Source organism: Arcicella aurantiaca, assembly GCF_003148625.1.
Taxonomy (GTDB): Bacteria; Bacteroidota; Bacteroidia; order Cytophagales; family Spirosomataceae; genus Arcicella; species Arcicella aurantiaca.
Genome location: NZ_QGGO01000032.1, coordinates 1 through 25,777 on the forward strand (window position 1 = coordinate 1; position 25,777 = coordinate 25,777).

Here is a 25,777-nt window from a genome sequence, read left to right on the forward strand (position 1 = left end):
GCCTTAGGAAAATATGATTTTAAATATCCTTTGATAATAATTTGATAGTAATATTTAAAACATTTAACGCCCGAATGATGATAGTAAATACTGATCGCCATCATTTCACTGGTACTCATTTTGGAGACAGCTAAACTTTCTCCTGATTCAACCATGTGTTTTTCAAAACACTTACAAAAATCGTCGCAGTCAATGAAAATTTCTGTTAATTTTGTCGTTAGCAATGTTAGTCGGCTCATGATGTGTTCTTGTTTTTGTGCAATTACAAAAATACATTAGAGTCGGCAATATTGCTTTTTTTTGTTGTAAAAAATTGATTATCAGTTTGTTATATCAATAACTCACGTTAAAAACTAAAACTAACCGAAAATCAAACATCGAAAAACGAACATCAATATCCTAAATATGAAAAGATTTGAAAATAAAGTTTGTTTAGTAACAGGAGCATCGTCAGGAATTGGACGAGCAACAGCTCTTTCTTTTGCAGAGGAAGGAGCAAAAGTTGTGGTAGCAGACATCAACGAAACGACTGGCATTGAAGTCGTTAACGAAATAAATTCAACAGGTGGCGAAGCGATTTTTGTAAAATGCAATATCGGAGAAAGGCAAGATATTGTCAATCTTATTACTACAACGGTCGATACTTTTGGTCGTCTTGATTGTGCCGTCAATTGTGCGGGAATCGCAGGAAAAGTCTCAAAACCCGTCCATGAATATCCAGAAGAAGATTGGTTATTACAAATTCAGATTAACCTTATCGGCACATGGTATTGTGTAAAATTTCAGTTGGAACAAATGCTTAAACAAGGAGGTGGAACAATCGTTTGTGTGTCTTCGGCAGCAGGGCTTGTTGGGCAACCAGAAAATTCTCCGTATGCGGCTTCAAAACATGGGGTAAATGGCTTGGTAAAATCGGCGGCGATTGAATACGCCACTAAAAATATTCGAGTAAATGCCATTTGTCCAACGGCAATCGAAACGCCAATGATTATGCAAGGGCGAAGAAAATTAGCCGAAAATCCAGAAGCTTTACAACAAGCCATTAATTTTCAAAGAATGAAACGCATGGGACAACCCCAAGAAGTGGCAGATGTGGCTCTTTGGCTTTCAAGCGAGCAATCGAGTTTTATTACAGGACACACGATGGCGGTTGATGGCGGTGCTTTTGCCTAATAAATTAGGAGTTAGTTGTTAGAGATTAGTATTTTAGGTACTTAAAATTTGATGATTATCACTATTTTAATCTTATACTAATTTCTAAAAGTGGTTCAGGTTTATAGAAGGAATATTTAAAAGAAGTTATCCACTATCCGTCGCACAACCGCCGACAGGGCAAAAAAGCCGCTGTCAGGGTTGAATCCGAAACCCTGACAGCGGCTTTTCGCCCTGACAGCGGCTTTTCGCCCTGACAGCGGTTATTTTCTTGATTGCGAAAAAAGTAGATAGTTCTGTTTTAAAATATACTTTAAGCCAGCTAATTACTTTACTCGCTTTTCGCAAATCGCTTTTCACTAACTACAATATCACTCTAAAGGCTTTTTTGAATATTCAAAAAAGCCTTTTTTATTTAAAATCTAATTTTTGTATTGATTTTGAATAGTATTAGATTAAAATTGATTCACATTTACTTATATTTGAATAGTATTTTTGTACAATAATTAATTGAAATATTTCAAAAAATAAAATGGCAAAGAACCCTCACTTCTTATCTCAAATGGCTCACATTGAGGTATTGACAACAGACCTACATAAATCAGTAGAATTTTTCAGAGACGTAGTTGGAATGGACGAAACTGGTCGAGAAGAATCTTCTGTTTACCTCAGAGCATGGGGCGATTATTTTCATCATACCTTAAAACTTACGCAAAGTGAAAAATCTGGACTTGGACATATCGGCTGGCGTGCCGATAGTGCGGAGGCTCTTGAAGAATGTGTGGCTCATCTTGAGTCTTTAGGTGCTGGTTTAGGCTGGACTGAAGGTGATTTAGGACATGGAAAAGCTTATCGTTTCAAATCTCCTGACGGTCATACACACGAAGTTTTCTGGGACGTAGTTTGGTTGCGTGAAACTGGCGAACGTGGCAGTATCTATGCAGACCGTTATGCAAGTAACCGTAAATTGGGAGCAAATCCACGTCGTTTCGACCACGTAACTTATATGGTTGCCAAAGGAAAATATGCTGACGAAAAAGCATTTTGGCAGACTTTCGGTTTGAAAAACCCTGACGAAATCCGTATTGCAGATGAAATGCCTCCAGTTGGTGGACTTTGGACAATCGGGAATTTATCGCATGATATTGCCGTGTTTACTGACCCAAATATTGAAGAAAATCAAGGTGTTTTAAATCACATTTGTTGGAATGTTGATAGCCGTGAAGAAGTTTTGATTGCTTTAGATTATTTCATCGAGAAAGGATATAAAAGTGTAATGGGAGCTCCAACTCGCCATAAAGCAGACGAAGGTTTCTTTATCTATATCATCGACCCTGGAAGTGGCGTTTTGTTTGAATATTACGCTTGTGCAAGATTAGTTTTTGCTCCAGACCACCAAGATGTTCACTACTTAAAAGACAATCCAAACGACGCTTGGGGAAGTGTAAACCCATTTGCAGAAATGGCAAAAGGCAAAAAACTTGGACTAACTGACGGCGTTGTTAAACCTGTTGATATTTAGTTACTGGTTAATTGGTTATTGGTAAACTGGGAATTGGTTATTGGTGGACTGGTTATTGGTAGATTAGTTATTGGTGGACTGGTTATTGGAAATTAGTACTAATTCAACCAAGAATCAATTTACTAATAATTCACCAGTAACCAATTCTCAGTCCACCAATAACAAGTTTACCAGTAACCAATAACAAGTCCACCAATAACAAGTTTACCAATAACCAATAACAAGTCCACCAATAACAAGTTTACCAGTAACCAATAACAAGTCCACCAATAACCAATTTACCAATCTACCAGTAACCAATTAACCAGTAAACCAACACAAATATGTGGCATTATTTTCCAGGGCAGTATATGCCTTCATATCAAGTAAATAGAGCATTGACACAAGCCCATTATGGTGGCGGTGAATTTGCAGAAATATTAGAAGTTGCGAGTGAAATCGACCCAGCAAACCGTGAAAGTTTTAACAAAGCATGGGTTAAAATGGGCGATAAAGTCTATGAATTAGCCGAAAATTATGCAAAGGCTGGTCATCATGTGTCTGCTCGTAGAACTTATCTAAGAGCCTTTAATTATTTACGTACCAGCGAGTTCTTTATGAATTTGCAAGATGAGCGTAAAATTCCATACTACCTAAAATGTCGTGATGCGTTTATCAAAGCCATTCAGCTTTTTGATGAAAAACCATTACAATTAGAAATTCCATTTGAAGGTTCATCTTTGCCCGCTTATTTATTCAAACCAAGTGGCGTTGAGAATCCACCTGTGATGGTGATGTTTGGAGGTTTGGATAGTTTGGCAGAAGAATTATATTTCGGTATTGCCCAACATCTCAACGAACGTGGCATTGCTATGATGGCAGTTGATGGGCCGGGACAAGGTGCTTCATTAAGGTTAAATCACATCCATACTCGTTACGATTACAATGTTCCGGGAACGGCAGTTTTAGACTATATCATCGAAAATCTCGGCGAACACGTGGATACTTCTCGTGTGGGTATCGGGGCGGTTTCTATGGGCGGTTATATGGCAGCTCGTTGTGCGGCATTTGAACCACGTTTTAAGGTTTGTATGATTTTCGGAGCGGTTTGGTCGTATTATGATATTTGGAAAAATCGTCCTGATAATCATCCATTGGCTGAAATTGTACAACATATCGTTGGGGCAGATAATATGACAGAAGCTCGTGAAAGATTGAAAAATTTCACTTTAGAAGGCGTAGCAGAGAAAATATCAATGCCTACTTACATTCTTCACGGAGAAGACGACCGTCAGAATTTTGTAGAAAATGCTTATCAAGTAAACGATGCTCTTACCTGCGAACACGTCATGGAAATTGTACCAAAAGATGAAAGTGGTTCGGCTCACTGTTCGGTAGATGATTTTACTAAATCATTTAATATGTACGACTGGGTAGCTCAAAAAATAAAGGCATAATTTAGGTATTAGGGGTTAGGATTTAGGGGTTAGTTGAACTGGTTCGCCGATTTGTACCCATAATTACGATTTACGAATAGCTCGATTTACGATTAAAGACCAATTCGTCAAGGTTACGCACCTCGTCTAAATCAAAGCAATCGTCAATAATCTTGGGGAATAACTTAATAAATCTGTTCAACTAACAACTAAAACCTAACCCCTCACCCTACTTAACATCATCAAAAAATGGCAAAGAAAATATTGATTGTAGGAGCTGGCATTGGTGGGCAGTCGGCTGCTATTGGTTTAAAAAAAGCTGGTTTTGAAGTAGATATTATTGAACTTCATAAGGAATTTAATGTCTATGGAGTGGGTATTATACAACAAGCCAACGCCCTCAGAGCTTTAGACGCTATCGGTGTGGCAGATGAAGCCATGCGTAGAGGTTCACCTTATGGAAAAGTAAAATTATGCTTACCTCATGGCGTACAAATTGGAGAAGCGGGAACGCCTCCAATCGGAAGATTTCCAAGCCATAATGGAATTTCTCGTAGAATTTTACATGATGTTTTATTTGAAGAAGCTCAACGAATTGGCTTAAAATACCGCATGGGCGTAACCGTAGAATCCATTGATAATCAGCCAGATGCTGCCCATGTAACTTTTACAGATGGTACAAAGGGTAGTTATGATGTTGTGATTGCAGCCGACGGAGTAAGTTCAAAAGTAAGAAAACTCATCTTTGGTGATTATAAATTAAATTATGTAGGTTTATCGGTTTGGCGTTATGCTTTCAAACGTCCAGCCAACTTAGATACGGGTTATATTTTCTTTAATAAAAAACATAAAATTGGCGTTATTCCAATGACTGCCGACTCGTGTTATATCTTCTTAAATTCTGCCGAAGGCGATAATCCAATCATTCCAGAAGACCAATTAGTGGAAAAACTAAAAGGTTATATGTCGGCTTATCCAGTACCGCTTGTCCAAGAATTAATTCCACAAGTAACTGACCCTAAATTGGTTAATTACCGTGCCTTAGAAACCCTCAAAATGCCCGCACCTTGGTATAAAAACAGAGTGGTTGTTTTAGGAGATGCCGCTCATACAACTATTCCACAATTGGGTTCGGGAGCGGCTTTAGCCATTGAAGATGCAGTGGTTTTGATTGAAGAATTACAGAAAGAAGGTGAAGTTGAAGAGGTTTTCGAGAGATATATGAAGCGTCGTTATGAACGTTGCAAAATGGTTGTTGATGTTTCTGAAACTTTAGGTACTTGGGAATTACTCGAATACAACGACCAACCGCTTCCAGAAGGAGCTAATATGGGTATGTTGATGGGGAAAACAGGTATGGCTTTAACGGCAGAAATATAATTATATGTAGTTAATGGAAATTAGTTATTGGTCAATTGGTTTTACCAAAAATCACCCAATAACCTAATGGAATGATAAAGAATTTGTGCAAGACAAACAATAGACCACTGATTGAACGGATTATACTGATTTTCGCTGATTTTACTTTATTTTATCTGACTGCGTCCCAGACTGTGCGTCACAGACTGTGCGTCCCAGTGTAAATCTGTAAAATCAGTTCAATCTGTGGTCTAAATTTGTTGCAGACAAATAGTTGATAGTTCCGTAACCTAATTTTTTCAATTACTTAATTGGTAAATGGTTCAACTTCAGAATCCATTCACTATTTGACATAATCGTAAACCAAAATGAAATTAGTTACTTTTTTAAATAAAAATCAAGAAAGTCGTATTGGTTGGCTTCTTGGTGAAGCTGTGGTTGATATGCAGTTGGCAAGTGAAAAACTGCCGACTGATATGCTCACTTTTATTGATAATCACGAAGAATACTTTTCGATTATCAAGGCTTTGGGCGAAGTAAAACCACACTACCAACTTGCTGAAGTTAAATTGTTAGCACCACTTCCAAATCCACGTAGTTTTAGAGATTACATCGGTTTTGAAATGCACATGCAAAATGCCTCAAGAAGTTTTGGGCATCAAATTGGGGCAGCTTGGTACGATATGCCTATTTTTTATTTCACTAATCACCAAGCTATTTATGGGCCTGATGATGAAATAAAACGCCCAACCAAAGAAACCAAAATGGATATTGAGTTAGAAATAGCTTGTATCATTGGTAAAAAAGGGAAAGACATCAAAGCGGAAGAGGCTACTCCGTACATTTTTGGCTACACTGTTTTTAATGACTGGACAGCAAGAGCAATCCAGAAAGTTGAAATGGAAATTCCACTTGGGCCACACAAAGGAAAAGATTTTGCCAACGCTATCGGCCCTTGCATCGTGACGGCTGATGAAATGGAACAATACAGAATTCCGTTTGATGAAAGCGTTTTTCAAGACCCAATTCGTGTTCCAAAAGTAGCAGGTTCTCGTTTTGATATAAAAATGACTTCTCGAATTAATGGCAAAACCGTTTGTGAAGGAAACTACAAAACAGCGTACTACAATTTCGAGCAAATGATTGAACGTGCCTCTGAAAACAACGTCAATTTAATGCCCGGAGATATTTTAGGCTCAGGAACAGTAGGTTGGGGAAGTCTCATAGAAAATGCGTTCAGTGTTCATCGTCCGCTTGAACCAAACGATGTTGTTGAATTAGAAATTGAAGGAATCGGTATTTTGAGAAATACGGTTGTTTAAATTCAGCTCTAAATTTGGAGACTTCTATGTTTTTTAAATCATGGAAGTCTCTTTTTTTATGCTCGACATTTATAAGTATTCAGCTCAATACAAACGGCATCTTCATCCGTAATTTCATTTGGTACTTTCCAAGCAAAATCGGTAGAAATTGTAACATATTCCGCAAAGCAACCCGCTTTATTTAAACCGATTACACTTTTATTTACACAAATATTGCCATGTCCACTCAAACAATATCGGCATTTTCTACAAGGAATATTTAGCTCAATTACTACTCTTTCTCCAAGCTCTCTACCCTCAACTCCATCGCCAATTTTATCAATAAATCCTAAACCTTTATGTCCAATAATGGTTGGTTTATCTAATAGTCTATGTCCTAAAAAAAGATGAACGTCTGAGCCACAAATACCAACTTTAGATAATTTTATTTTAATCTCTCCAAACTTAGGTTCAGGCTTTTCAACATCATTTATCAGAATTTCATTTGGTTTATTTAAAAAACTCCAAACATAGTTTTATTTTTTTATAATTTTCAATAGCTTCTATTAGCAACAAATACTAACCTAATATCTCTTTATTTTTTTATTATGGTTGAAAAATACCATACTATTTTATGGAAATACTATTCATTTAATTAACGTGGAGTGCAATAAATAATAATTCATTTCAAACAGAAACTTTTTAAAAAATTACAATAAGATTTAATAGTTTTTTAAATATATCATTTTGCCTTGATAAGTGTAGTATCCTATCATCTTTACTTATGGTACTTTTGATAAAAAAAATGGTACAAAAGAACCATTTTTAATACACTTTATGATAATTTTGACTAAATTTGAATTATAGAAATAAATCTACAAAAAATTGAACAATACCAAGCGTACCAGTTATTTTCAAAAATGAAATAAGTTTAAGAATTAAGTAAGTTTTATAATACATTCTTAAATAATTATCATAGAAATTTCCCTAAAACACAATTATATTTATTGATAACTATTTGTATCCTTGAGAAGTAAAACCCTAATGAACTAATATTAGACCGCCATTTAATATGCTTATGTTAAATTATCTTGTTACAATTTTAAGCTAATTTCATTGGGGTTATTACTTCCACTTTATTTAGTATTTCTTCAATTAAAATAAATTATACCCAGTTTAGTAAAGTAAAACTCTATCTTAAAGCTCTTTCATGGGTTTTAGGGTAGAGTACAGTTTTGAATCTAAAGTTATTATTGGGATAGTTATTGAAGCTACCCAAAATTTTAAACTATCAGAAGCACTTTACTTTGATAGTAATTTTCCCTCCAAAACCATATCATATCTCTTTCTTGAGCTATTAGAACTCAATAAAAATTCATATTCCTTTCACGATTAAATATGAAATTTGAAATCAAAAACTTCGGATTATATGGTACAGAACAATCGACTGTTTCTGCGGACTTTCTCAATTTGGTTGCACTTGATTATAGTTGCAGAAAATATAATTGGGAAATAAAACCCCATTTTCACGGAAATCTTTATCAGTTTTTTTTTATTGAATCAGGCTCTGGAACACTAATTATCAATGAGAAAATGAAGAAATTTTCGGGACAGAATATCATCATTATGCCCGAAAATAATCTACATGGTTTTAAATTTAGCGATGATATAAAAGGTTATACTCTTTCGGTTTCTTCGGCTATTATTGATAAAATCACAAGCCATGATAAAGACTTACTTTATGAGATTAGTCGGGTGAGATTACTCAATATGAATAATAATTTTGATGAATTTAATGATGCGATGGATTCTATCCGTAGAATGATTAAAGAGTTAAATTTACAAGCAGAAAAGGAAGCTCTATTTTTGGAAACATTGCTTTTATTACTCCTTATCAAGATTTTCAGGATGACGATTGAGTCGGAAAAAGAATATATTGCCTCCACTCGTGAGTTGGCTTACTACAAAGATTTCATAAAAATGATAAAAAGAGTTGTGCCAACTAATAAGAGTATTGAAGATTTCACAAAGGATTTGGGCATTAGTAAAACACATCTCAATAGAGTTTGCCAAACTATTACAGGTGAATCAACGAAACAGGTAATAAGCAATTATTTGATTAATGAAGCCATGATTTTGATGGCTCATACAGACATGACGATTTCAGAAATTGCTTATCAATTAGAGTTTAAAGATGTAAGTTATTTTTGCCGTTTTTATAAAAAACAAACAGGAATTTCTCCTGCAAAATTCAGAGAGAAAAATCAACATTTAGAACAAAATCACCACGTTGTTGCTTTGAATTATTAAAACTGACTCAACTATCTGTTTGAATACAGAGTTGAGCCAGTTTTAAATTATGTGTGAATCATCGTATCGTTACTTGTACTGGATTATCAGATTTATCCTCTACGACATAAAATGTTTGGTAATTATACCCAAGCTATTTGCCACAACTAATCTATTTCAATCCTAACATTTTAATTGCATTTTCTTTCAAAATCAGCGGTTTTACTTCGTCCTTAAAACCTGCTTCTTCAAAATCTTTCATCCATCTTTCTGGGGTAATCAAAGGAAAATCTGTTCCAAACAACATTCGGTTTTTCAGCATCGTATTGGCGTACTGAATCAGTTGCTTAGGGAAATATTTGGGCGACCAACCGCTTAAATCAATGTAAACATTTGGTTTGTGCATTGCTACCGAAAGAGCTTCGTCTTGCCAAGGCCAACTTGGGTGGGCAATAATAATTGGGCAATCAGGAAAATCAATCGCCACATCATCTAAGTGCATCGGATTTGAATATTCTAAACGTAAACCGCCTCCCCCACGCACGCCAGAGCCAAAACCCGAATGCCCTGAGTGAAAAAGCATTGGTAATTTGTATTCTGCAATAACTTCATAAAGATGATACGCCATTTTATCGTAAGGATAAAAACCTTGTACCGTCGGATGAAATTTGAAACCTTTTACGCCATAATTTTCGATTAAATCACGAGCTTCTCTTGCTCCCATTCGCCCTTTGTGTGGGTCAATACTGGCAAAGGCAATCATCACATCATCATTTTTCAAGGCACATTCTGCCACTTCAATATTCGGAATACGTTTTTTACCTACTTCATGCTCCGAATCTATCGTAAACATCACCAAAGCCATGTTTATATCTCGATAAAAATCAGCGGTTTCTTGCATCGTCGGGCGTTTATCCGACTTAAAATATTTGGCAAAAGCCACATCAAACTCCGACCGATAGTCATCATGTGGCTGGCAACACGAAACTTCTGCGTGCGTATGTACGTCTATGGCGGTTATTTTTTGTATGTCTATCATGTTGTTTTAGGTCAAAAATTCATTATAATTACTCGGATTTATCACTTTGAAAGTAGAATCAGGATAAGCATCTTGAAACGATTTTGGCAATTTAGGGTTCTTTTTTTCACCCCATTTAAACTCATACGTATCAATTTTCCCATCTCGTTCTTCCAAATAATCTATTTCCTGTTGTTGAGCTGTTCTCCAAAAATATTGACCACCGTATAATTGTTGGTATTTAAAATATTTTACTCGTTCAGCAATCAGATAATTTTCCCATAATGCTCCAATATCTGTTCTATTGGCAATCGGCAGAAAATTTCCAATAATGGCATTTCTAACGCCATTATCATAAAAAAAGACTTTCTTCGTTTTCTTTAATTCATTTCTCAGGTTACGACTAAAGGCATTTACTCTAAAAACTACAAATACTTGTTCTAATAAATCAATGTATTTTTCTATGGTATTTTTATCAACACCTAATACTTGCCCTAAATTTTGATAAGAAACTTCACTACCCATTTGCAAGGCTAAAGCGACTAAAAGTTTATGAAGTAGTGACGATTTTTTCAAGCCTTCATACATCAACAAATCTTTATATAAATAACTGTCAGTCAGTAAAATAAGCCCTTCTTTTTCATTTCCTATATTATTAATTACTTCTGGATATGAGCCATAAATTAGCCGCCGTTCCAGCATTCTTTTTTCTTCAATAAGTCCTTGATTATTGCAGAGTTCCTCAAAAGAAAAAGGGTATAAATGAAACTCGAATTTCCGCCCAGTCAGCGGTTCGTTTATCTTGTTTGCTAATTCAAAAGCCGAAGAACCAGTGGCTATAACTTGAATATTAGGAAAATTATCCACTGCCAATTTCAACGTAAGTCCAATATTTTCAATTCGTTGTGCTTCATCAATCACAACAATTTGAGCATCTCCAATCAATGCTTTAAATTGGGTAGAAGTAGTATTGGTCAGTGCCAAACGCATATCGGGTTCGTCACCATTAAACCATCTAAATGTCGCATCTATTTCTGAAACAATCTTTTTAATTAAGGTTGTTTTTCCTACTTGTCTTGGACCAAACACTAATATTGCTTTCCCTTTGAAAAGTCTATCTTTTATCTGATTTTCAATACTTCTTACAATCATAATTCATTATTTATAGTCCAAATATATAATAATTCGTGAATTGAATCACGAATTATTATAATATTTAGTGAATAAAATCACGAATTATCTATATTTCATCATTCCACAAACCCCGCTTTCGCCTTCACTCCTGTTTTTACCCAATTTCTCAATTCATCAAATGCAATCGCTGTTTGTTTGGGCGTAAAATTACAATGTCCTTGTCCATTGGTATATTTTACCGTAAAATATTGGTCTTTCGTTTGCTGACGAACCATATTTTCAAAATTAGAAACACCATACGTTGGCGGAATCAGTTGGTCATAAATAGTGTGCATCAACACAACAGGTTTATTGATATTTCCTGAGCGTTCATATTTTCCAAAAATGATTTTAGCATCCACCGTTGCAGGCAAGCGTTCTGCTTTTTTGTTTACTTCCAAATCATTCGGAAAACCTGAATAAAGTGTATTTGTATTGTCGAATGGGTTTCCTTTTGCCTTTTGTGCAATGTCTCTCAATACATTTTCATTGAAAAATAAGGACATCGGTAAATCGTCAATTTTTAAGTCAAAACGTTTGGCAAATGCCAACGCCAATAATGAATCTTTGGCAAAAATTGCGGCTTTTATTTCCTTCGCTCTCGAAAACATTTTTCTCGAATCTTGAGCTTGATACGGCTTATTGAGGTCGAAAATATCTTTTAAGGAAGTCACTACATTTGGAAATAATCCGTTGAAAGTAGCATAAATATCAAACTCTTTACGACATTGTAAATACGGACGACTCGCAAATGGACACAGTGGTAAAGCTCCATGATAGTTATCACCAAAATTTTCGATAGTTGCCAAAGAAATTCCTCCGCCCATCGAATGTCCAACCATAAAAGTGGAATCTGGTTTTCCGTATTTTCCGATAAAATATTGTCGTAATGCTTCGGTATCATCAACGCCTTGTGGCAAAGCAAAACCTTGAAATTGGTAGTCGGAAGCAGCAACAGCAAAACCTCTTTCTAAAAATGTGGACATTCTTTTGATAAAATCTGGATTTCTACTTTGGCGTGGACTACCCATAAATTCATATCCGTGAGCGTACATTACCAATTTCCCTTTCCAATTTTCGGGGAAAAGAATACGATAATTTGCTCCATTTATTGCTCCTGTATCAATTTTAGCTACATTTTGAGCAAATGTTGTTGTGGCAAACAACAAAAGAATTAGTAGTTTTTTCATTTAAAAAAGGTAGAGACGTTGCCTGCAACGTCTCCCAAAAGATTAGATTTTACCAATAAATAATTTGAACCTGCAACGTCTCCCAAAAGATTAGATTTTACCAATAAATAATTTGAACCTGCAACGTCTCCCAAAAGATTAGATTTTACCAATAAATAATTTGAACCTGCAACGTCTCCCAAAAGATTAGATTTTACCAATAAAATGGGCAATAGAATTTAGCTATTATTCAACACCTAATTGACCCGTAACTAATAACCAATTAACTAATAACCAATTAACTAATAATCAATTAACTAATAACCAATTAACTAATAACCAATTAACTAATAACCAATTAACTAATAACCAATTAACTAATTTTAGACGTTGCAGGCAACGTCTCTACGCTTCGCCCCAAACTTTAATGGCTGTATTTACGACTAATTCCATTTTACGCCATTGGTCATCAAAAGACATATCGTTGCCGTGATGCGTACTCGAAAAACCACATTGCGGACTTACACACATATTTTCTAAAGGCATATATTTAGCAGCTTCGTCAATACGTTTACATAAATCATCAATACTTTCTAATTCCTTCACCTTAGATGAAATAATACCCAAAACAACTCTTTTGTTATCGGGTACAAAACGCAAAGGAGCAAAATCACCCGAACGTTCATCGTCGTATTCCAAGAAATAACCGTCAACATTGATAGAATTGAAAAGAATTTCGGCAACGGGTTCGTAACCGCCTTCGGCAAACCATGTACTACGATAGTTTCCACGACAAAGGTGAATGCCTACGGTCAAATCTTTCGGGCGACCATCAATTACAGAATTAATCAATGCCGCATAAGTTTTTGGTAATTCGTTCGGGTCTTCGCCACGTTCAAGGGCTGCTGCACGCATTTTGGGGTCGCAGAGATACGCCAAATTAGTATCGTCTAACTGCAAATAACGTAATCCAGACTGATACAAACGGTCTATTTCTTGTTTATAGGCGTTGGATAAATCATGGAAAAACTCGTCCATATCTGGATACGAATTAATATCAATTGATTTACGTCCACCTCTAAAATGCACCATTGTTGGCGACGGAATTGAAACTTTTGGTGTTTGTGTCGTAACAGTTTTAAGAAATTCAAAATCAGCCACTTGAATATCTTTTACGTGGGCTAATTTGCCTGTAACTGTTAATTTTGGTGGCGTAAAACCATCTTCAGCAACTTTTGCATTTGGGTTTGCCTCAATACCACCTGTCACGGTAACGCCAGCCAATTCTTTCAAGAAATCAAGGTGGAAATAATCACGGCGAAATTCTCCATCAGTAATTGATTTCATTCCTGTTGATTCCAATTTTTTCACGGTTTCGGCAATACCAACATTTTCAATTTCACGTAATTCTTCGGCTGAAATCAATCCGTTTTTCCATTTTAAACGGTTTTCTTTTACTTCGGGAGTTCTTAATAAACTGCCAACATGGTCGGCACGGAAAGGAAGTTTCATGAATGAGATATGAGTTTTTAGTTATGAATTATGAGATATAGGAAATTCGCCAAAGGAATTATGCGATTTTCTTTTTTTGTTTCATGGTTAAAATTGAAGCTGTTTAAAATTTTCAAAACTTCGGTACAATCTTTTGCCATTGCACTGTATTTAAGTTCTGTCAAATATTCAGTTTCTTTCAAAAGTTCAAGCCAATATAGAGATTCATCACATTCTTTCTGTGCAATACTAAGTTTATGAATAAAATCTGCATCAGATTCAGCATTATGTGCTTCTCTAACATTTGCACCGATTGAAGTACCTGACCTCAAAAGTTGTTTACTCAAAACAAACTCTTTTTTCTTTTCTACAATATGCTTATACAGTTTGACGATTCTAACTGCAAACTGAAAAGATTTTTGTTTAATAATGCTATTATTTGTACTCATTTATCAATTTTGTAGATATATTATTAGATTATAATTTGTTTTGCTTTTTCAAAGGTGTCAACTTAGAACGTATAGTTGAAATACTTAATCACTGCTTTGGACATTAGAGTATTGATATAAATCTCATGTTTCATATCTCATACCTCAAATCTCTATATCACTTCGCTCCCATCCGAATCGCACCGTCTAACCGAATCACTTCGCCATTAAGCATCTGATTTTCAATAATATGCTTTACTAAAGAAGCATATTCCGAAGGACGACCCAAACGTGGTGGAAACGGCACTTGTTTACCTAAAGAATCCTGAGCATCTTGTGGTAATGATGCCAAAAGTGGCGTTTCAAAAATTCCGGGAGCAATAGTCATTACTCGAATACCCATTCTTGCTAATTCTCTGGCAATTGGTAAAGTCATGGCAACAATCCCCCCTTTTGAAGCAGCATAAGCGGCTTGTCCAATTTGTCCGTCAAAAGCTGCAACCGATGCCGTATTGATAATTATGCCACGTTCGCCATCTTCGTTAGGCTCGTTATTTTGCATCACATTGGTTGCTAAACGAATGACATTGAAAGTACCAACAAGATTGATATTGATAACTTTTGTGAAGAAATCTAATGAATGTGGCCCATTTTTTCCAACTACTCTTTGGGCAGGTCCAACGCCCGCACAATTGGCTACACCATGCAATCCACCAAAGGTTTTTAGTGCCAAATCAATGGCATTTTGGACTTGTTCTTCGTTGGCTACATCAGTTTTTACGAATAAAATTTTATCCGATTCTACACTTTTACCCGCCTCTTCGTTAATGTCAAAAATGACTGCATTACCGCCATTTTCTACAATCATCAGAGCAGTGGCAAGTCCTAAACCCGAAGCACCACCTGTGATGATGAATGTTTTATTTTCGATTGTCATTTTGTGTATTTTTTATTGCCACGAAGGCACAAAGAATCTAATTTTTAGATTAACCAACTTTCGAAAAGTTGGTTAATCTGAACCGATTGTTTAAACCGAATATATCTCCTCAACTAATGCCGCACGATGTTTCAAAACCGCTCGTTGATTCAATGAGCCTTTATCAGTAATTTCTCCTAAATCAATAGAGGGAGGTTCAATCGCAATAACGGCTTTGACTATTTTACTGGCACTTCCTGTGGCATTTTCGCCTAATTTTATCAATAATTGGTCAATGTATTTTTGTACTTCTTCATGCTGATAAGCCTCTTTATTGGAAGTTTCAGCAGATAAATTTGCCAATTTCCGACAAGCGTCTGGATTCAAAAACAAGATTGCTCCGATATATTCACGGTCGAGTCCTGCAATCACCACATCTTGCACAATGGGCGAACCTGCCGACAAAACCTTTGATTTCAAAATGCCTACATTTACCCAAGTACCTGTTGAAAGTTTAAAATCTTCGGCAATTCTTCCATCAAAAACTAAACCTTTGCTTGGATTATTTTCGTCTAAAAATTTTACGGCATCACCTGTTTTATAGAAACCTTCTTCGTCAAAAGCCTGAGCCGTAGCTTCTGGGTTTCTCCAATAACCTTTGGTTACGTTTGGAGCATGATAACGAGCCTCTAATTTGTCACCATCGGGAACTAATTTCACTTTCATACCCGCCACAGGCACGCCCAAAAGTCCCGAAAAACTGCCTTCCCAAGCCGCAAACATGGCAGAAGGACCAGATTCTGTACAACCCAAACCTGTAATTATTGGAACTTTTTTACCCGTAGTTTCTTCTGATAATTCCTCCAAACGATTCCAAATTGGTTGAGCTAAACTTGCTCCTGCATAAAAAAAGAAGCGTAAATTTTTAAAGAAATTTTCTCTCAACTGAGTATCATTTTCCAAATATGGAATCAACATTTCAAAACCTTTGGGTACGTTAAAATAAGCCGTTGGGGAAATTTCACGGAGATTTTGAACCGTTTTTTCAATGCCTTTTTGAGTTGGTTTTCCATCATCAATAAAAAGCGTTCCTCCATTATAAAGTGCTAATCCAAAATTATGATTTCCACCAAAAGTATGATTCCAAGGCAACCAATCTACAAAAACAGGCGGTTCTGTTTGCATAAAAGCAAAGGTTTGTGAAATCTGTTGCAAATTTGCCGACCACATTCCATGCGTATTAATAACACCTTTGGGCAAGCCCGTTGAACCCGAAGTAAACAAGATTTTTGCAACGGTATCAGCACTTATTTTATCATGGGCTTCCTGTACTTTTTCAGTAGCATCAATCTTTAATAATTCTGCAAAATCAAGGTATTGCGTATTCGTAACGCTTATAATTTCAGCATCAGGAAACATTGTTTTTGCCAAATTCAAAGCCTTTTCATAAACTTTTCCATCTTGAGCAAAAATCAATTTGGGAGTCATTAATGCTAAACAATGTTTCAGTTTTCCGAAATCATCTGAAACCAGCGAATACGGCGGTGAAATGGGCGTATATGCAATCCCAATATGCACGGAAGCCAAAACTAACAGAGCATGTTCAAGACTATTCTCTGATAAAATAACAATGGTTTGGTCTTCTGTAAATTCTTGATTTAAAAGATATTGAGCAATATTTTCAACCCGACGAAGTGTTTCTGCATAGGATAACTCTTGCCAATTTCCTTCTGAATTTCTACGAGCAATAAAGGTTTTATCGGGCGTTTTTTCAGCCCAAAAATGCAATTTTTCTGTAATTTTTTCTGGAAAATCGGCTAAAGGTTGTTCTAAGCTAAACAAAATAGAACCGTCAGGATTTATCGTTTTTATAGTTTCAGTAGGTCCAAATTTCATTTTAAAATTGTTTAATGATATTTATGTTTTTCAGTGAGTTTTTTTGAACGTTGCCAACTCTTCAAGAGTTGGCAACGTTTAATCAAATAGCATTCTCACATAAATCATTTTAAAATTGTTTAATGATATTATTAAGTTGTGAATAATGAATTGTGAACGGACTTTTTAATCATTCACAACTCACAATTAACCCAATCACAATTCCCCTCATTCTCCTACTTTCTTGGCTCTTCCTTCCAAAAAATCTCTTAATCTTCCTTGAGCTTCGGGTGTTGATGATGAAATAGTTGCCATCAATGATTCTAACATTAAACCTTCTGATTGCCCCGAATCGACAATTCTTGGCAATACGTGCATCAAGGCATAATTGGTCATTCCTGCATTTGAAGCTATTTTTTTTGCTAACTCAACCCCTTTTTCTAAACCACTCCCTTCTGACACTAAATACTGAGAAAGCCCAACTAAAACACCTTCTTCTGCCGTAATTACTCGTCCTGTCAGCATCATGTCTGTCATACGTGCCATGCCAATCAATTTTGGTAAACGAACAGACGCACCGCCACCCACAAAAATTCCTCTTTGTCCTTCGGGCAAGGCATAAAAAGTGGTTTGTTCTGCCACTCTAATATGGCACGCCGAAGCAATTTCCAAGCCTCCGCCCACGCACGCACCATGTACAACCGCTACCACAGGCACTTTACCAAATTGTACTTTTTCTAAAGCTCGGTGCCACATTCTTGAATGATTGAGTCCTTCAACAATATCTCTTTCTTTCAATTCAGAAAGGTCAAGTCCTGCACTAAAATGTTTGCCTTCGCCGTAAATAATGGCACATTTTACTCCTTCTGGAATATTTGAAAACACGGTTTCGATACCTAAAATGAGTTCGTCATTGATGGCATTTCGTTTTTCTGGACGATTTATTTTTACAAAAAGAATTTCGTCTTTTTGTTCAACTGTTAAAGATTGAGGAATATTCATATATTTTATTTCGATGTTCGCTGCTTGATGTTGGTGATTCGATATTTGATTTCGATGCTTGATGTTAGTGATTCGATGTTTGGATGATTGACTAAACATAAAAAACAAACCTCAAAAAACGAACATCAGAATTATTTATTTTCAACTGCCACACGGTAAGGTTTTAATGCTAAATAGCTGAATAACAGACCAAATCCTCCGCCAATTAAGTATAAAAGCACCAATGAATAGCGAATCATGTTTTCATCTTTGAAGATAAAATCAGTAAAAAATGCTACTAAAAATGGGCCCAAACCAATGCCAACGATATTTAGAATAAAAAGGAAAATAGACGAAGCCAAAGCTCGAACCTGATTGGGCATAATTTCTTGAATGGCAGCAGTTGCCGCTCCAAAAGGTGCAGCCAAACCAAAAACAGGTACAGAAATTGCTAATAAAGCCCATTCTGCTTTTGGTAAAAGAGGAACATAAAAAGAGATTAATGCTAAAAAACCTCCTAAAACACCTACTCTTAATCTTCCGTCTTTTTTGCCTTCTTTTATGAGTTTATCGGCATACCAACCACCAAATGTTACTCCTAATATTGACGATATAACAACCACCAAACCAAAAAACGCCCCTGCTCTTGGTACTTCCCATCCGTAAGTTCTGGAAATAAAGGTAGGAACCCACGCATTACAACCATAATTTATTAAGGCTTGACAAGCCGTTGAAAAACAGATTAATAAGTATGCTTTTTTATGTTTGAAGATAATTTCAAATGACTCTACAAAAGATAATTTAACCGTTTGTCCTGCTACTTGTAATGCGTTTTTACGAGAAGGTTCTGTAATCGTAAAAAGCAATAAAGCAATCACTAATCCCGGAATTCCTACATACAAGAAAATCATTTGCCAAGGATAAATTTCTCCAAAAACAGGAACAGTCATCATACCTTCCGTTGGCAATTTAGCCACAATTCCAGAACCAATTAAGGTTGCTAAGCCTGACCCCAAAAACACACCCATCGAAAAAATACTCATGGCAGTTGCCAAACGATTTTTAGGAAAAATATCCGCAATCAAAGAAAAAGCTGAAGGCGAAAGCGTGGATTCGCCTACGCCTACACCCATACGTACTAAGAAAAATTGGGTATAATTGGCAATTCCAGCACAAAGAGTCGTCATTGCCGACCATATCGAGATACCTACAATGATGATATTTCTACGATTTTGTCTATCCGCCAAACGTCCAATCAGCATTCCGAAAAGGGTATAGAAAATAGCAAAGCTCAATCCCATCAATAAACTCATTTCGGTATCCGTCAAATGTAAGTCTCGCTTGATAGGTTTTACTAATAAGCTCAGGATTTGTCTATCAATGAATGATGAAATATTGGCTAATGTCAATATAAAAATGACGTACCAAGCGTATCTATTTGAGTTTTGTGAGTTCATTAGCAGTAATATTATCTTAGAATTTCGTTAAATGGTCTTACAAAAAGACAAAAAAATATTCAAATTGTCTAATACTAATTTATAATTGCAGTATAAGTAAATCTTATTGAACTTATCCTCAAAAATAAAAAAGAGTGATAACATTTTATCGTCATCACTCTTTCTATTTTTTAAGGTATTTTCTATTAAGAATTTCTACTAATTTTTCTGAAATTCTCCCGTAGCACGAATAGAGATTTCGTCTCCAACCATTACAGTTGCTAATTTTCCTCCAATTCCAAAATCGCTTCTTTTAATAGTTGTAGTAGCTTTAATACCTAATTGCAATTTCTTGTTATTTGGGTTCGGGTGTGCCGCTGGGCCATTCATGGTTACATCAAAAGTTGTTGATTTTGTTACGCCTTTCATCGTTAAATCACCCGTCATGGTATATTTATTCCCTGTTATTTTTTTCAAAGAAGTGCTTTTGAAAGTAATCGTTGGAAATTTCTCTACGTTAAACATATCTTCTCCTTTCAAGTGTCCATCACGCATTTCAAGGTCGGTATTGATGCTGGCGGATTCTATGGTAATTTCAAAAACTGCATCCGACAAATCGTCTTTTGAAGCGGTAATTTTACCATCAAATTTCTTGAAATATCCATCAACTTCTGAAATTCCGTGATGTTCGGCAATGAAGGTAAATTTTGAATGCCCTTTGTCAATTGTCCATTGTGCAAACGATGACATTGACACTAAGATAAAAGCGAAGAGTAAAGTTGTTTTTTTCATGTTATTTTTTGATTAAGCATTAAAGGAAATTGGGGTTAAGAAATGGCAAAAATAATGTATCCTATTCGACTTGGATTAACTTCCCGAAAGTATTAAAACTTTCGGGAAGTTCGGCAATAAATAACTATCACTACAAGCGTACCGTGCTAATTTTTAAGCTATTACGTTTATTAGCTTGTTTCACTTCGTAGGCTACAAGTAATTGATTGTCAAGCACTAAACCAGTTGAGTTAATACCATTTAAAGAACCATCAACCCAAATAGTTTCCGAAACATTATCTTTATTTACTTTCTTGAAAGCAATTTGAGTAAGATTATTTTCTGGCTTATTTTGTTCCCAAAGTAAGATTTGATTCTGTGACCCTTCTGCCAAAGCTGCATTTTTTGCTGAAGATTCACTTAATACTACCAATTTCTTTCCTTCACTGCTCACCAATCTGATACCTGTTTCTTTTTCTGCTCCTGAGTACCAAGCAAATAATGAGCCTTTGCCAGCAGTTGTAGCAACCGCTCCGCTATGTGGGCAACCGTTGATTTTCCACTCGTCATTATGCAAAATTTGAGGTTTCGAGAATGTTTCTGCATTATCTGTTGAAACCATTTTCGCCATGTCTCTGATATTATCGTTATTGTCACGATATACAATATTTAATGCTCCATTAGCATCAATCAACATACTAATTGGGCAACAGTCGCACACAACAGGGTCGATAACTCTTTCTGGTTGAAACTTTCCACCTTTTGTAACCACCATACGCAAATCACGCTCTTCGTGTTTTGTACTGTTGGCAACGTCTTTTAAATAAGCCACTGCCACTTCATCATTTGGCAAAACAACGGCATCAAAAAAACCTCTTACAATGCCTTGTTTTGGGTCAGAATCAACTGATTCTGGTTTTGTCCAAGTATTGCCGCCATCTGTTGAAACACAGTAAACAATATTAGAAGAACGTCCACCGCCACGTCCGCCTTGTGGAGGAGCAGGTTGATTTTGCGGAGGAGTTCCACCCTGAGAATGTCCATCTGCATGAGGAGGGTTTTGAGCTTGTGGAGGAGCAGATTCTCCACGATTTGAGAATACCGCCACCAAGCTTCCATCTTTTTTAGTAAGCACTTTGGCACGCATCATACGGCTATTGGCGATTCCTGTTCCTGCAAAAATCACTTTTTTATCTGAAAACGTTTTGCCTTTATCTTTTGAAAATGCTACGCAAAAAGAAGTTACTCCGTCTGCATTTTTCTCTGTCCACGAAAGCATTACATCGCCTTTGGGAGTCTGAGCCAACAATGGCATCGAATACGCTTTGGTAGTATCGTCGGGATTTACATTTGAAAAATTATTGTCTTCTATAATTGAATGGCAAACTGCAATTTCTGAAGATGTATTTTCAACTTTTTTAGTGCTAAAAAACGCTCCAATTCCTAATAATAAAAGTTGAAATGAAATGATTAACTTAATCATGATTTTTAAATTTAATTGTTTGAGTAGCACAGACTTCAGTCTGTAACTGTATTTTTACAGACTAAAGTCTGTGTTACTATTTTGCAGACTGAAGTCTGTAACTGTATTTTTTACAGACTGAAGTCTGTGTTACTGAGACTTAGCTGTTCTTTTTTTCATTTTCAAACTATCCGCTGGGTATTTTGCTTTCAAAGTAACCATCTGAGTTTTAGCCCAATTGATGATTAACTCTCTTTGTGCAGGCGTTAAATTAGCTTCTTTATGTAAGCCCAAAAGTGTATATGAACGGTCGGGCATTTCTTTTTCTTCAACCGTCTCAACGATTTCTTCCAATTTATGATTCTGAATAGCAATCGGCAATTTAGTAAAAGTAGAAAAATTCAAATGTCTTTTTCCATCCGTCACATGATGATTCAGCATCCAAGCCACAGGCTGAATATTATTGTACCAAGGATAAACCGTCTTGTTGCTGTGACAGTCATTACAAGCAACGGTCAGCAAATGTTGAACATCATTTGGTACATTATATTTCGTTGAGATATTGTGCGTTTGGTCGTCTGATTCGTTTTTTTCTGGATGAATAAATTGGATTAATACCAAAATAACGGCTAATCCTAAGAGAATTTTCTTCTTCATTTTGTAAGGGTTTAAATTTATAATGAGCGAATCCAAAGCGATTTGCGAAAAACGAATAGCGTAAATACATGATTTCTTATCTACAATCATCAGAGAAAACTGTCTAAAATTTTCAGGATAACCCTTGTCATTCAACGCTTTAATGCGACAAATGTATCTATTAATGAATTAATAAAAATGACTATTAGATACTCCAAGCTATTTACTCGACCATTAGTCTATATTTCAAATTTCATTCGACTATCTCACCCTTTCAAACGACCTTTAGTCTCTCATCTTACAAGACTTTCCAAACCTGAATAACAACGCCATCGGGGTTACGGATTCCTTTACAGATAAAAATGGCATTGTTCATCCAATCGTATTTTCCAGTGGGTGCTTCAAATTTTGGAACGGCTCTAAAATAATATTCGCTTGGTGGCACGGCTTCTCCACGTCCAATACGAGCTGCCACTTCGGGTGTTGCTACACGTAAACCTGTGTTTTTGATATAAATAATTACGCCATCGTCAGTCTTGATTTGATAATGTGCTTCCAATTCTGCAACGCCATCTTTTCTCACAATTTGCCAATCTGCCCCGCCATCTAAGATTTCTCCTTTCATTTTTGGTCCTTCAAAATTTCCTCCAATAATCGGGATAATACGACGTGTTCCTCTTGGTGTTTCGCCAACGACCAAAGCAGGTTTTAGTTTTACTTTCAATTCACAGACGTATTCTAAATTTGGAGCTTCTGGTTTTTCTGAGTTTTGGGCAAAAGCATTTATACTAAGCAATACCATCAAAAGGATAATGTAACCGTTTTTTTTCATGTCAGATTTTAGTTTTAAGATTCTTTTTCGACCAAAAGTCAAAAAAAATCTCAATTAAATCTAATATTTATTTATAATTTTGCCATAAGAAAAACTTATGAGATTTGGAATTACGTCAATTACGATACTTCGTTGGAGTAGCCGATGAGCTACATTTTGGAAGAGCTGCCGAAAAGCTTTTTGTTTCTCAGCCTGCCCTGAGTCAGCAAATACATTTATTAGAAGATGAAATTGGGGTAGAGTTATTTGGCAGAGCCAAACGAACCCAAATGCGAAAAGTTGAACTCACCGAAGCAGGAACGGTTTTCTTGATTGAAGCCAGAAAGATTCTGCAACTTGCCGAAAAAGCTATTGAAACAGCACGCCGAATTGGTATCCAACAAAAAATCATCAAATTGGGCGTATATAGAATGATGTTACGAAGCAGAGTGGTAGAAATTCTTAGGGTTTTTGCTCAAAATTTTCCTGACATTGAAATAAAATTGGTTGAATTACCTACTTTTTTAGCGGTTCAAGATGCTCTTTTTGATGAAATTATTGACTTAGGTATCACCATGCTTCCTTTAAAATATAATCAATTGACGGAAACGCCCTTCAAAACGGGTTATATGAAGGTTATGCTCTCAGAAAGTCATCCGCTTGCCTCCGAAGATAGCCTTAAACTCGACCAATTGAAGAATGAAAAATGGATTGAAATCAATAAATCTATCCATACTATTTTTGAAGATATTGAGCGAATGTGTAAAAACGCAGGTTTCAATCGGGAGTCATTTATTGTTCAAGAAGTTTCTTCCATTGAGCTTTTGGGCGGTTTAGTAAGTTTAGGAATCGGAATTGCTTTTGTTCCGTCTTTTTATGATGCCAGCCGAGTACAAGGTGTTGTGTGCAAAGAATTAATAAATCCAGACGGTTCACCATTTAAGGAAGTTGCCATTAAACAAGCCATTTGTTACAAAACCGCAACCTCCACTCCTACTATCCAAGCTTTAACTTCATTGGTGAAAGATATGTAATTGACTTATTAGATAAACTACCAATTGGTGAACTAAATTCACCTTTTATCAGCTAATATCCTGATTTATAAGTTTTTAAAACATTGAATAATGACAAAACATTGTCAAGGTTGAATTCGGTTTAAATTTGTATAGCAATAAACCCCAAACCTTACCTCATATAATATCATGCTCGTATTTCTGACGGTTACTTTCTTCGCTATAATCATTTTTTATTCCATCAAAAAAGGGGCTTCACAACATGACCCTTTACAAGATTTTTTAAAATCGAAGAATAAAAGAAACAAGCCCTTCAAGTAAACTAAAAAAGGTACAGGAATTTCCTGTACCTTTTCCATATCACTAACACACCAAATATAGCTGACGTGATAAATTACTTTTAATTAAGCAGTTATTTTATCATCTTAGACTATACTGTCGATAACAAAGGTAAAGGCAAATTTAAAATTTACACTGTTCAGATAATCAAACTGCAATTTGTTTTATGAAATTCAAATAAAGTCCACAAAACAGCTTCGTAAAATTCTAAATTCTGCAAACTTTACGTGCAAAGTAATATTCAATTTTTGCAAGTAAATATTTGATTACTTACGTTAAAACCACTTTTTCTTCTTTTATTAAAACCGCTGACTATTTTTTTAGCTTATATTTTGCAAAACGTCACAATTTCTTACAAATTATTGCTTATATTTGCCATCTTCAAGACATAACCCATTGAATAACAATCCATTACCCTGCTTAACTTATGCAAGTAACTTATAAATATATAGTTATTGAAGATAATCCTGTTGATATGAAAATATTAAATGATTTTCTTCAAAAACTTCCCCATTTAAAATTAATTGATACCTTTCACAATCCCATTGAGGCGATTCAGACTATCCATAGCAATACCGTTGATATTATATTTATGGATATAGAAATGCCTGAAATGACAGGACTTAGCCTGTTAAATTCTTTAGAAAAAATCCCCATTGTCATTCTCATTTCCAAGCATTCACAATATGCCATGGAGGCTTTTGAAATGGGCGTTACTGATTATATTCAAAAGCCTTTTACCTTTGAAAGACTCTTGAGAGCCGTAAGTAGAGGAATAGAATTACTCAATCTTCAAAATAGAAGTTTTCAAGAATTGACTGTTCCGAAAGATAATTTTGTTTTCTTGAAAGCTGGTAGAGAACTTCTAAAATTTAATCTTAATGACATTTTATATGTCGAAGCATTAGCTTCTTTTACAAAGATTTTCACTGAAGATAAAATTTCAGTCATTAGTGAATCTATTTCCGATTTACACGCAAAACTTCCCCCCAATAGTTTTTTGCGTGTACATAAATCGTACTTAGTTCCATTTAGTAAAATCATTGGTATATCTACTAAAAATGTCATTTTAGAAAATCATAAGATTCCTTTAGGGCTTTCCTATCGAGAACGCATTGAAAAGGTTTTGGCAGGAGATGAACATATTAATGACTAAGAAGTGGTTTAAGAATCAATAGACTTTCTGCGAAAATAACTGCTGAATAATTAAAAATTCTTGT

The 25,777-nt window shown here is 35.6% G+C and carries 23 protein-coding genes and 1 pseudogene; 8 read left to right on the forward strand and 16 right to left on the reverse strand.

Annotated elements, in window-relative coordinates:
- Positions 1–239 (reverse strand): annotated as a pseudogene (locus LV89_RS24955) (IS982 family transposase); the annotation flags it as partial.
- A gap of 166 nt (positions 240–405) precedes the next feature.
- Here LV89_RS24955 and LV89_RS20780 point away from each other — a divergent pair.
- The 5 genes from LV89_RS20780 to LV89_RS20800 all read left to right on the forward strand — a co-directional run bounded on the left by LV89_RS20780 (position 406) and on the right by LV89_RS20800 (position 6,770).
- On the forward strand, positions 406–1,173 hold the full coding sequence (locus tag LV89_RS20780; RefSeq protein ID WP_109744852.1) for an SDR family NAD(P)-dependent oxidoreductase: 768 nt from the start codon (positions 406–408) through the stop codon (positions 1,171–1,173).
- Positions 1,174–1,684: 511 nt separating this feature from the next.
- Positions 1,685–2,674: a VOC family protein gene (locus tag LV89_RS20785; protein ID WP_109744853.1), complete on the forward strand. Its 990-nt coding sequence runs from the start codon at positions 1,685–1,687 to the stop codon at positions 2,672–2,674.
- A 323-nt stretch (positions 2,675–2,997) separates the two neighbouring features.
- Positions 2,998–4,110, forward strand: a complete 1,113-nt coding sequence (locus LV89_RS20790; RefSeq protein ID WP_109744854.1) for an alpha/beta hydrolase family protein — start codon at positions 2,998–3,000, stop codon at positions 4,108–4,110.
- 228 nt (positions 4,111–4,338) lie between these two features.
- Positions 4,339–5,469, forward strand: a complete 1,131-nt coding sequence (locus tag LV89_RS20795; protein ID WP_109744855.1) for an FAD-dependent monooxygenase — start codon at positions 4,339–4,341, stop codon at positions 5,467–5,469.
- A 347-nt stretch (positions 5,470–5,816) separates the two neighbouring features.
- Positions 5,817–6,770, forward strand: a complete 954-nt coding sequence (locus tag LV89_RS20800) for a fumarylacetoacetate hydrolase family protein (RefSeq protein WP_109744856.1) — start codon at positions 5,817–5,819, stop codon at positions 6,768–6,770.
- 56 nt (positions 6,771–6,826) lie between these two features.
- Here the strand turns inward: LV89_RS20800 and LV89_RS20805 are convergent, their stop codons facing one another.
- Entirely contained in the window at positions 6,827–7,249 is a 423-nt protein-coding gene (locus LV89_RS20805; protein ID WP_109744857.1) for an alcohol dehydrogenase catalytic domain-containing protein, read from the reverse strand.
- Between the two features lie 898 nt (positions 7,250–8,147).
- Between LV89_RS20805 and LV89_RS20815 the strand changes: the two genes are divergently transcribed.
- Positions 8,148–9,059, forward strand: coding sequence for an AraC family transcriptional regulator (locus LV89_RS20815; RefSeq protein ID WP_109744859.1), 912 nt, complete (start codon positions 8,148–8,150; stop codon positions 9,057–9,059).
- A 151-nt stretch (positions 9,060–9,210) separates the two neighbouring features.
- Here LV89_RS20815 and LV89_RS20820 read toward each other — a convergent pair whose 3' ends face one another.
- The 14 genes from LV89_RS20820 to LV89_RS20885 form a co-directional block, all read right to left on the reverse strand.
- Positions 9,211–10,077 carry an amidohydrolase family protein gene (locus tag LV89_RS20820; RefSeq protein ID WP_211321250.1) on the reverse strand — a complete coding sequence of 289 codons (867 nt, stop codon included), beginning with the start codon at positions 10,075–10,077 and terminating at the stop codon, positions 9,211–9,213.
- Between the two features lie 6 nt (positions 10,078–10,083).
- Entirely contained in the window at positions 10,084–11,208 is a 1,125-nt protein-coding gene (locus LV89_RS20825) for an ATP-binding protein (RefSeq protein WP_109744860.1), read from the reverse strand.
- Between the two features lie 98 nt (positions 11,209–11,306).
- Positions 11,307–12,419 carry an alpha/beta hydrolase family protein gene (locus LV89_RS20830; RefSeq protein ID WP_109744861.1) on the reverse strand — a complete coding sequence of 371 codons (1,113 nt, stop codon included), beginning with the start codon at positions 12,417–12,419 and terminating at the stop codon, positions 11,307–11,309.
- On the reverse strand, positions 12,416–12,631 hold the full coding sequence (locus tag LV89_RS20835; RefSeq protein WP_109744862.1) for a hypothetical protein: 216 nt from the start codon (positions 12,629–12,631) through the stop codon (positions 12,416–12,418). The genes LV89_RS20830 and LV89_RS20835 overlap by 4 nt, the downstream gene beginning before the upstream one ends.
- A gap of 172 nt (positions 12,632–12,803) precedes the next feature.
- Entirely contained in the window at positions 12,804–13,910 is a 1,107-nt protein-coding gene (locus LV89_RS20840; protein ID WP_109744863.1) for a 5-methyltetrahydropteroyltriglutamate--homocysteine S-methyltransferase, read from the reverse strand.
- 17 nt (positions 13,911–13,927) lie between these two features.
- Positions 13,928–14,338: a four helix bundle protein gene (locus tag LV89_RS20845; RefSeq protein WP_109744864.1), complete on the reverse strand. Its 411-nt coding sequence runs from the start codon at positions 14,336–14,338 to the stop codon at positions 13,928–13,930.
- A 157-nt stretch (positions 14,339–14,495) separates the two neighbouring features.
- Positions 14,496–15,254 carry a 3-hydroxyacyl-CoA dehydrogenase gene (locus LV89_RS20850; protein ID WP_109744865.1) on the reverse strand — a complete coding sequence of 253 codons (759 nt, stop codon included), beginning with the start codon at positions 15,252–15,254 and terminating at the stop codon, positions 14,496–14,498.
- Between the two features lie 90 nt (positions 15,255–15,344).
- A complete protein-coding gene (locus LV89_RS20855; RefSeq protein ID WP_109744866.1) occupies positions 15,345–17,129 on the reverse strand; it encodes a feruloyl-CoA synthase in 1,785 nt (594 codons plus the stop codon).
- A 207-nt stretch (positions 17,130–17,336) separates the two neighbouring features.
- A complete protein-coding gene (locus LV89_RS20860) occupies positions 17,337–18,110 on the reverse strand; it encodes a crotonase/enoyl-CoA hydratase family protein (protein WP_109744867.1) in 774 nt (257 codons plus the stop codon).
- Positions 18,111–18,241: 131 nt separating this feature from the next.
- Positions 18,242–19,546: a spinster family MFS transporter gene (locus LV89_RS20865; protein WP_109744868.1), complete on the reverse strand. Its 1,305-nt coding sequence runs from the start codon at positions 19,544–19,546 to the stop codon at positions 18,242–18,244.
- A gap of 198 nt (positions 19,547–19,744) precedes the next feature.
- Entirely contained in the window at positions 19,745–20,317 is a 573-nt protein-coding gene (locus LV89_RS20870; protein ID WP_109744869.1) for a YceI family protein, read from the reverse strand.
- A gap of 130 nt (positions 20,318–20,447) precedes the next feature.
- On the reverse strand, positions 20,448–21,779 hold the full coding sequence (locus LV89_RS20875) for a sialidase family protein (protein WP_109744870.1): 1,332 nt from the start codon (positions 21,777–21,779) through the stop codon (positions 20,448–20,450).
- A 129-nt stretch (positions 21,780–21,908) separates the two neighbouring features.
- A complete protein-coding gene (locus tag LV89_RS20880; RefSeq protein ID WP_109744912.1) occupies positions 21,909–22,415 on the reverse strand; it encodes a heme-binding domain-containing protein in 507 nt (168 codons plus the stop codon).
- A gap of 277 nt (positions 22,416–22,692) precedes the next feature.
- Positions 22,693–23,226, reverse strand: coding sequence for a DUF3237 domain-containing protein (locus LV89_RS20885; protein WP_109744871.1), 534 nt, complete (start codon positions 23,224–23,226; stop codon positions 22,693–22,695).
- 104 nt (positions 23,227–23,330) lie between these two features.
- On the opposite strand from LV89_RS20885, the gene LV89_RS20890 reads away from it, so the two are divergent.
- Complete coding sequence (locus tag LV89_RS20890; RefSeq protein WP_109744872.1) at positions 23,331–24,239, forward strand: LysR family transcriptional regulator; 909 nt, start codon at positions 23,331–23,333, stop codon at positions 24,237–24,239.
- A 745-nt stretch (positions 24,240–24,984) separates the two neighbouring features.
- The gene (locus LV89_RS20895) at positions 24,985–25,713 is read left to right on the forward strand and encodes a LytR/AlgR family response regulator transcription factor (protein WP_109744873.1); all 729 of its coding nucleotides are present in this window, start codon (positions 24,985–24,987) and stop codon (positions 25,711–25,713) included.
- Positions 25,714–25,777: the final 64 nt, after the last annotated feature.

Coding starts and splice junctions, on each gene's coding strand:
- LV89_RS20840 (WP_109744863.1), bottom strand. CDS start 13,910: ATGAAACTTCCTTTCCGTGCCGACCATGTTGGCAGTTTATTAAGAACT.
- LV89_RS20845 (WP_109744864.1), bottom strand. CDS start 14,338: ATGAGTACAAATAATAGCATTATTAAACAAAAATCTTTTCAGTTTGCA.
- LV89_RS20815 (WP_109744859.1), top strand. CDS start 8,148: ATGAAATTTGAAATCAAAAACTTCGGATTATATGGTACAGAACAATCG.
- LV89_RS20820 (WP_211321250.1), bottom strand. CDS start 10,077: ATGATAGACATACAAAAAATAACCGCCATAGACGTACATACGCACGCA.
- LV89_RS20780 (WP_109744852.1), top strand. CDS start 406: ATGAAAAGATTTGAAAATAAAGTTTGTTTAGTAACAGGAGCATCGTCA.
- LV89_RS20895 (WP_109744873.1), top strand. CDS start 24,985: ATGCAAGTAACTTATAAATATATAGTTATTGAAGATAATCCTGTTGAT.
- LV89_RS20870 (WP_109744869.1), bottom strand. CDS start 20,317: ATGAAAAAAACAACTTTACTCTTCGCTTTTATCTTAGTGTCAATGTCA.
- LV89_RS20800 (WP_109744856.1), top strand. CDS start 5,817: ATGAAATTAGTTACTTTTTTAAATAAAAATCAAGAAAGTCGTATTGGT.
- LV89_RS20790 (WP_109744854.1), top strand. CDS start 2,998: ATGTGGCATTATTTTCCAGGGCAGTATATGCCTTCATATCAAGTAAAT.
- LV89_RS20850 (WP_109744865.1), bottom strand. CDS start 15,254: ATGACAATCGAAAATAAAACATTCATCATCACAGGTGGTGCTTCGGGT.
- LV89_RS20855 (WP_109744866.1), bottom strand. CDS start 17,129: ATGAAATTTGGACCTACTGAAACTATAAAAACGATAAATCCTGACGGT.
- LV89_RS20825 (WP_109744860.1), bottom strand. CDS start 11,208: ATGATTGTAAGAAGTATTGAAAATCAGATAAAAGATAGACTTTTCAAA.
- LV89_RS20785 (WP_109744853.1), top strand. CDS start 1,685: ATGGCAAAGAACCCTCACTTCTTATCTCAAATGGCTCACATTGAGGTA.
- LV89_RS20880 (WP_109744912.1), bottom strand. CDS start 22,415: ATGAAGAAGAAAATTCTCTTAGGATTAGCCGTTATTTTGGTATTAATC.
- LV89_RS20875 (WP_109744870.1), bottom strand. CDS start 21,779: ATGATTAAGTTAATCATTTCATTTCAACTTTTATTATTAGGAATTGGA.
- LV89_RS20830 (WP_109744861.1), bottom strand. CDS start 12,419: ATGAAAAAACTACTAATTCTTTTGTTGTTTGCCACAACAACATTTGCT.
- LV89_RS20865 (WP_109744868.1), bottom strand. CDS start 19,546: ATGAACTCACAAAACTCAAATAGATACGCTTGGTACGTCATTTTTATA.
- LV89_RS20795 (WP_109744855.1), top strand. CDS start 4,339: ATGGCAAAGAAAATATTGATTGTAGGAGCTGGCATTGGTGGGCAGTCG.
- LV89_RS20860 (WP_109744867.1), bottom strand. CDS start 18,110: ATGAATATTCCTCAATCTTTAACAGTTGAACAAAAAGACGAAATTCTT.
- LV89_RS20885 (WP_109744871.1), bottom strand. CDS start 23,226: ATGAAAAAAAACGGTTACATTATCCTTTTGATGGTATTGCTTAGTATA.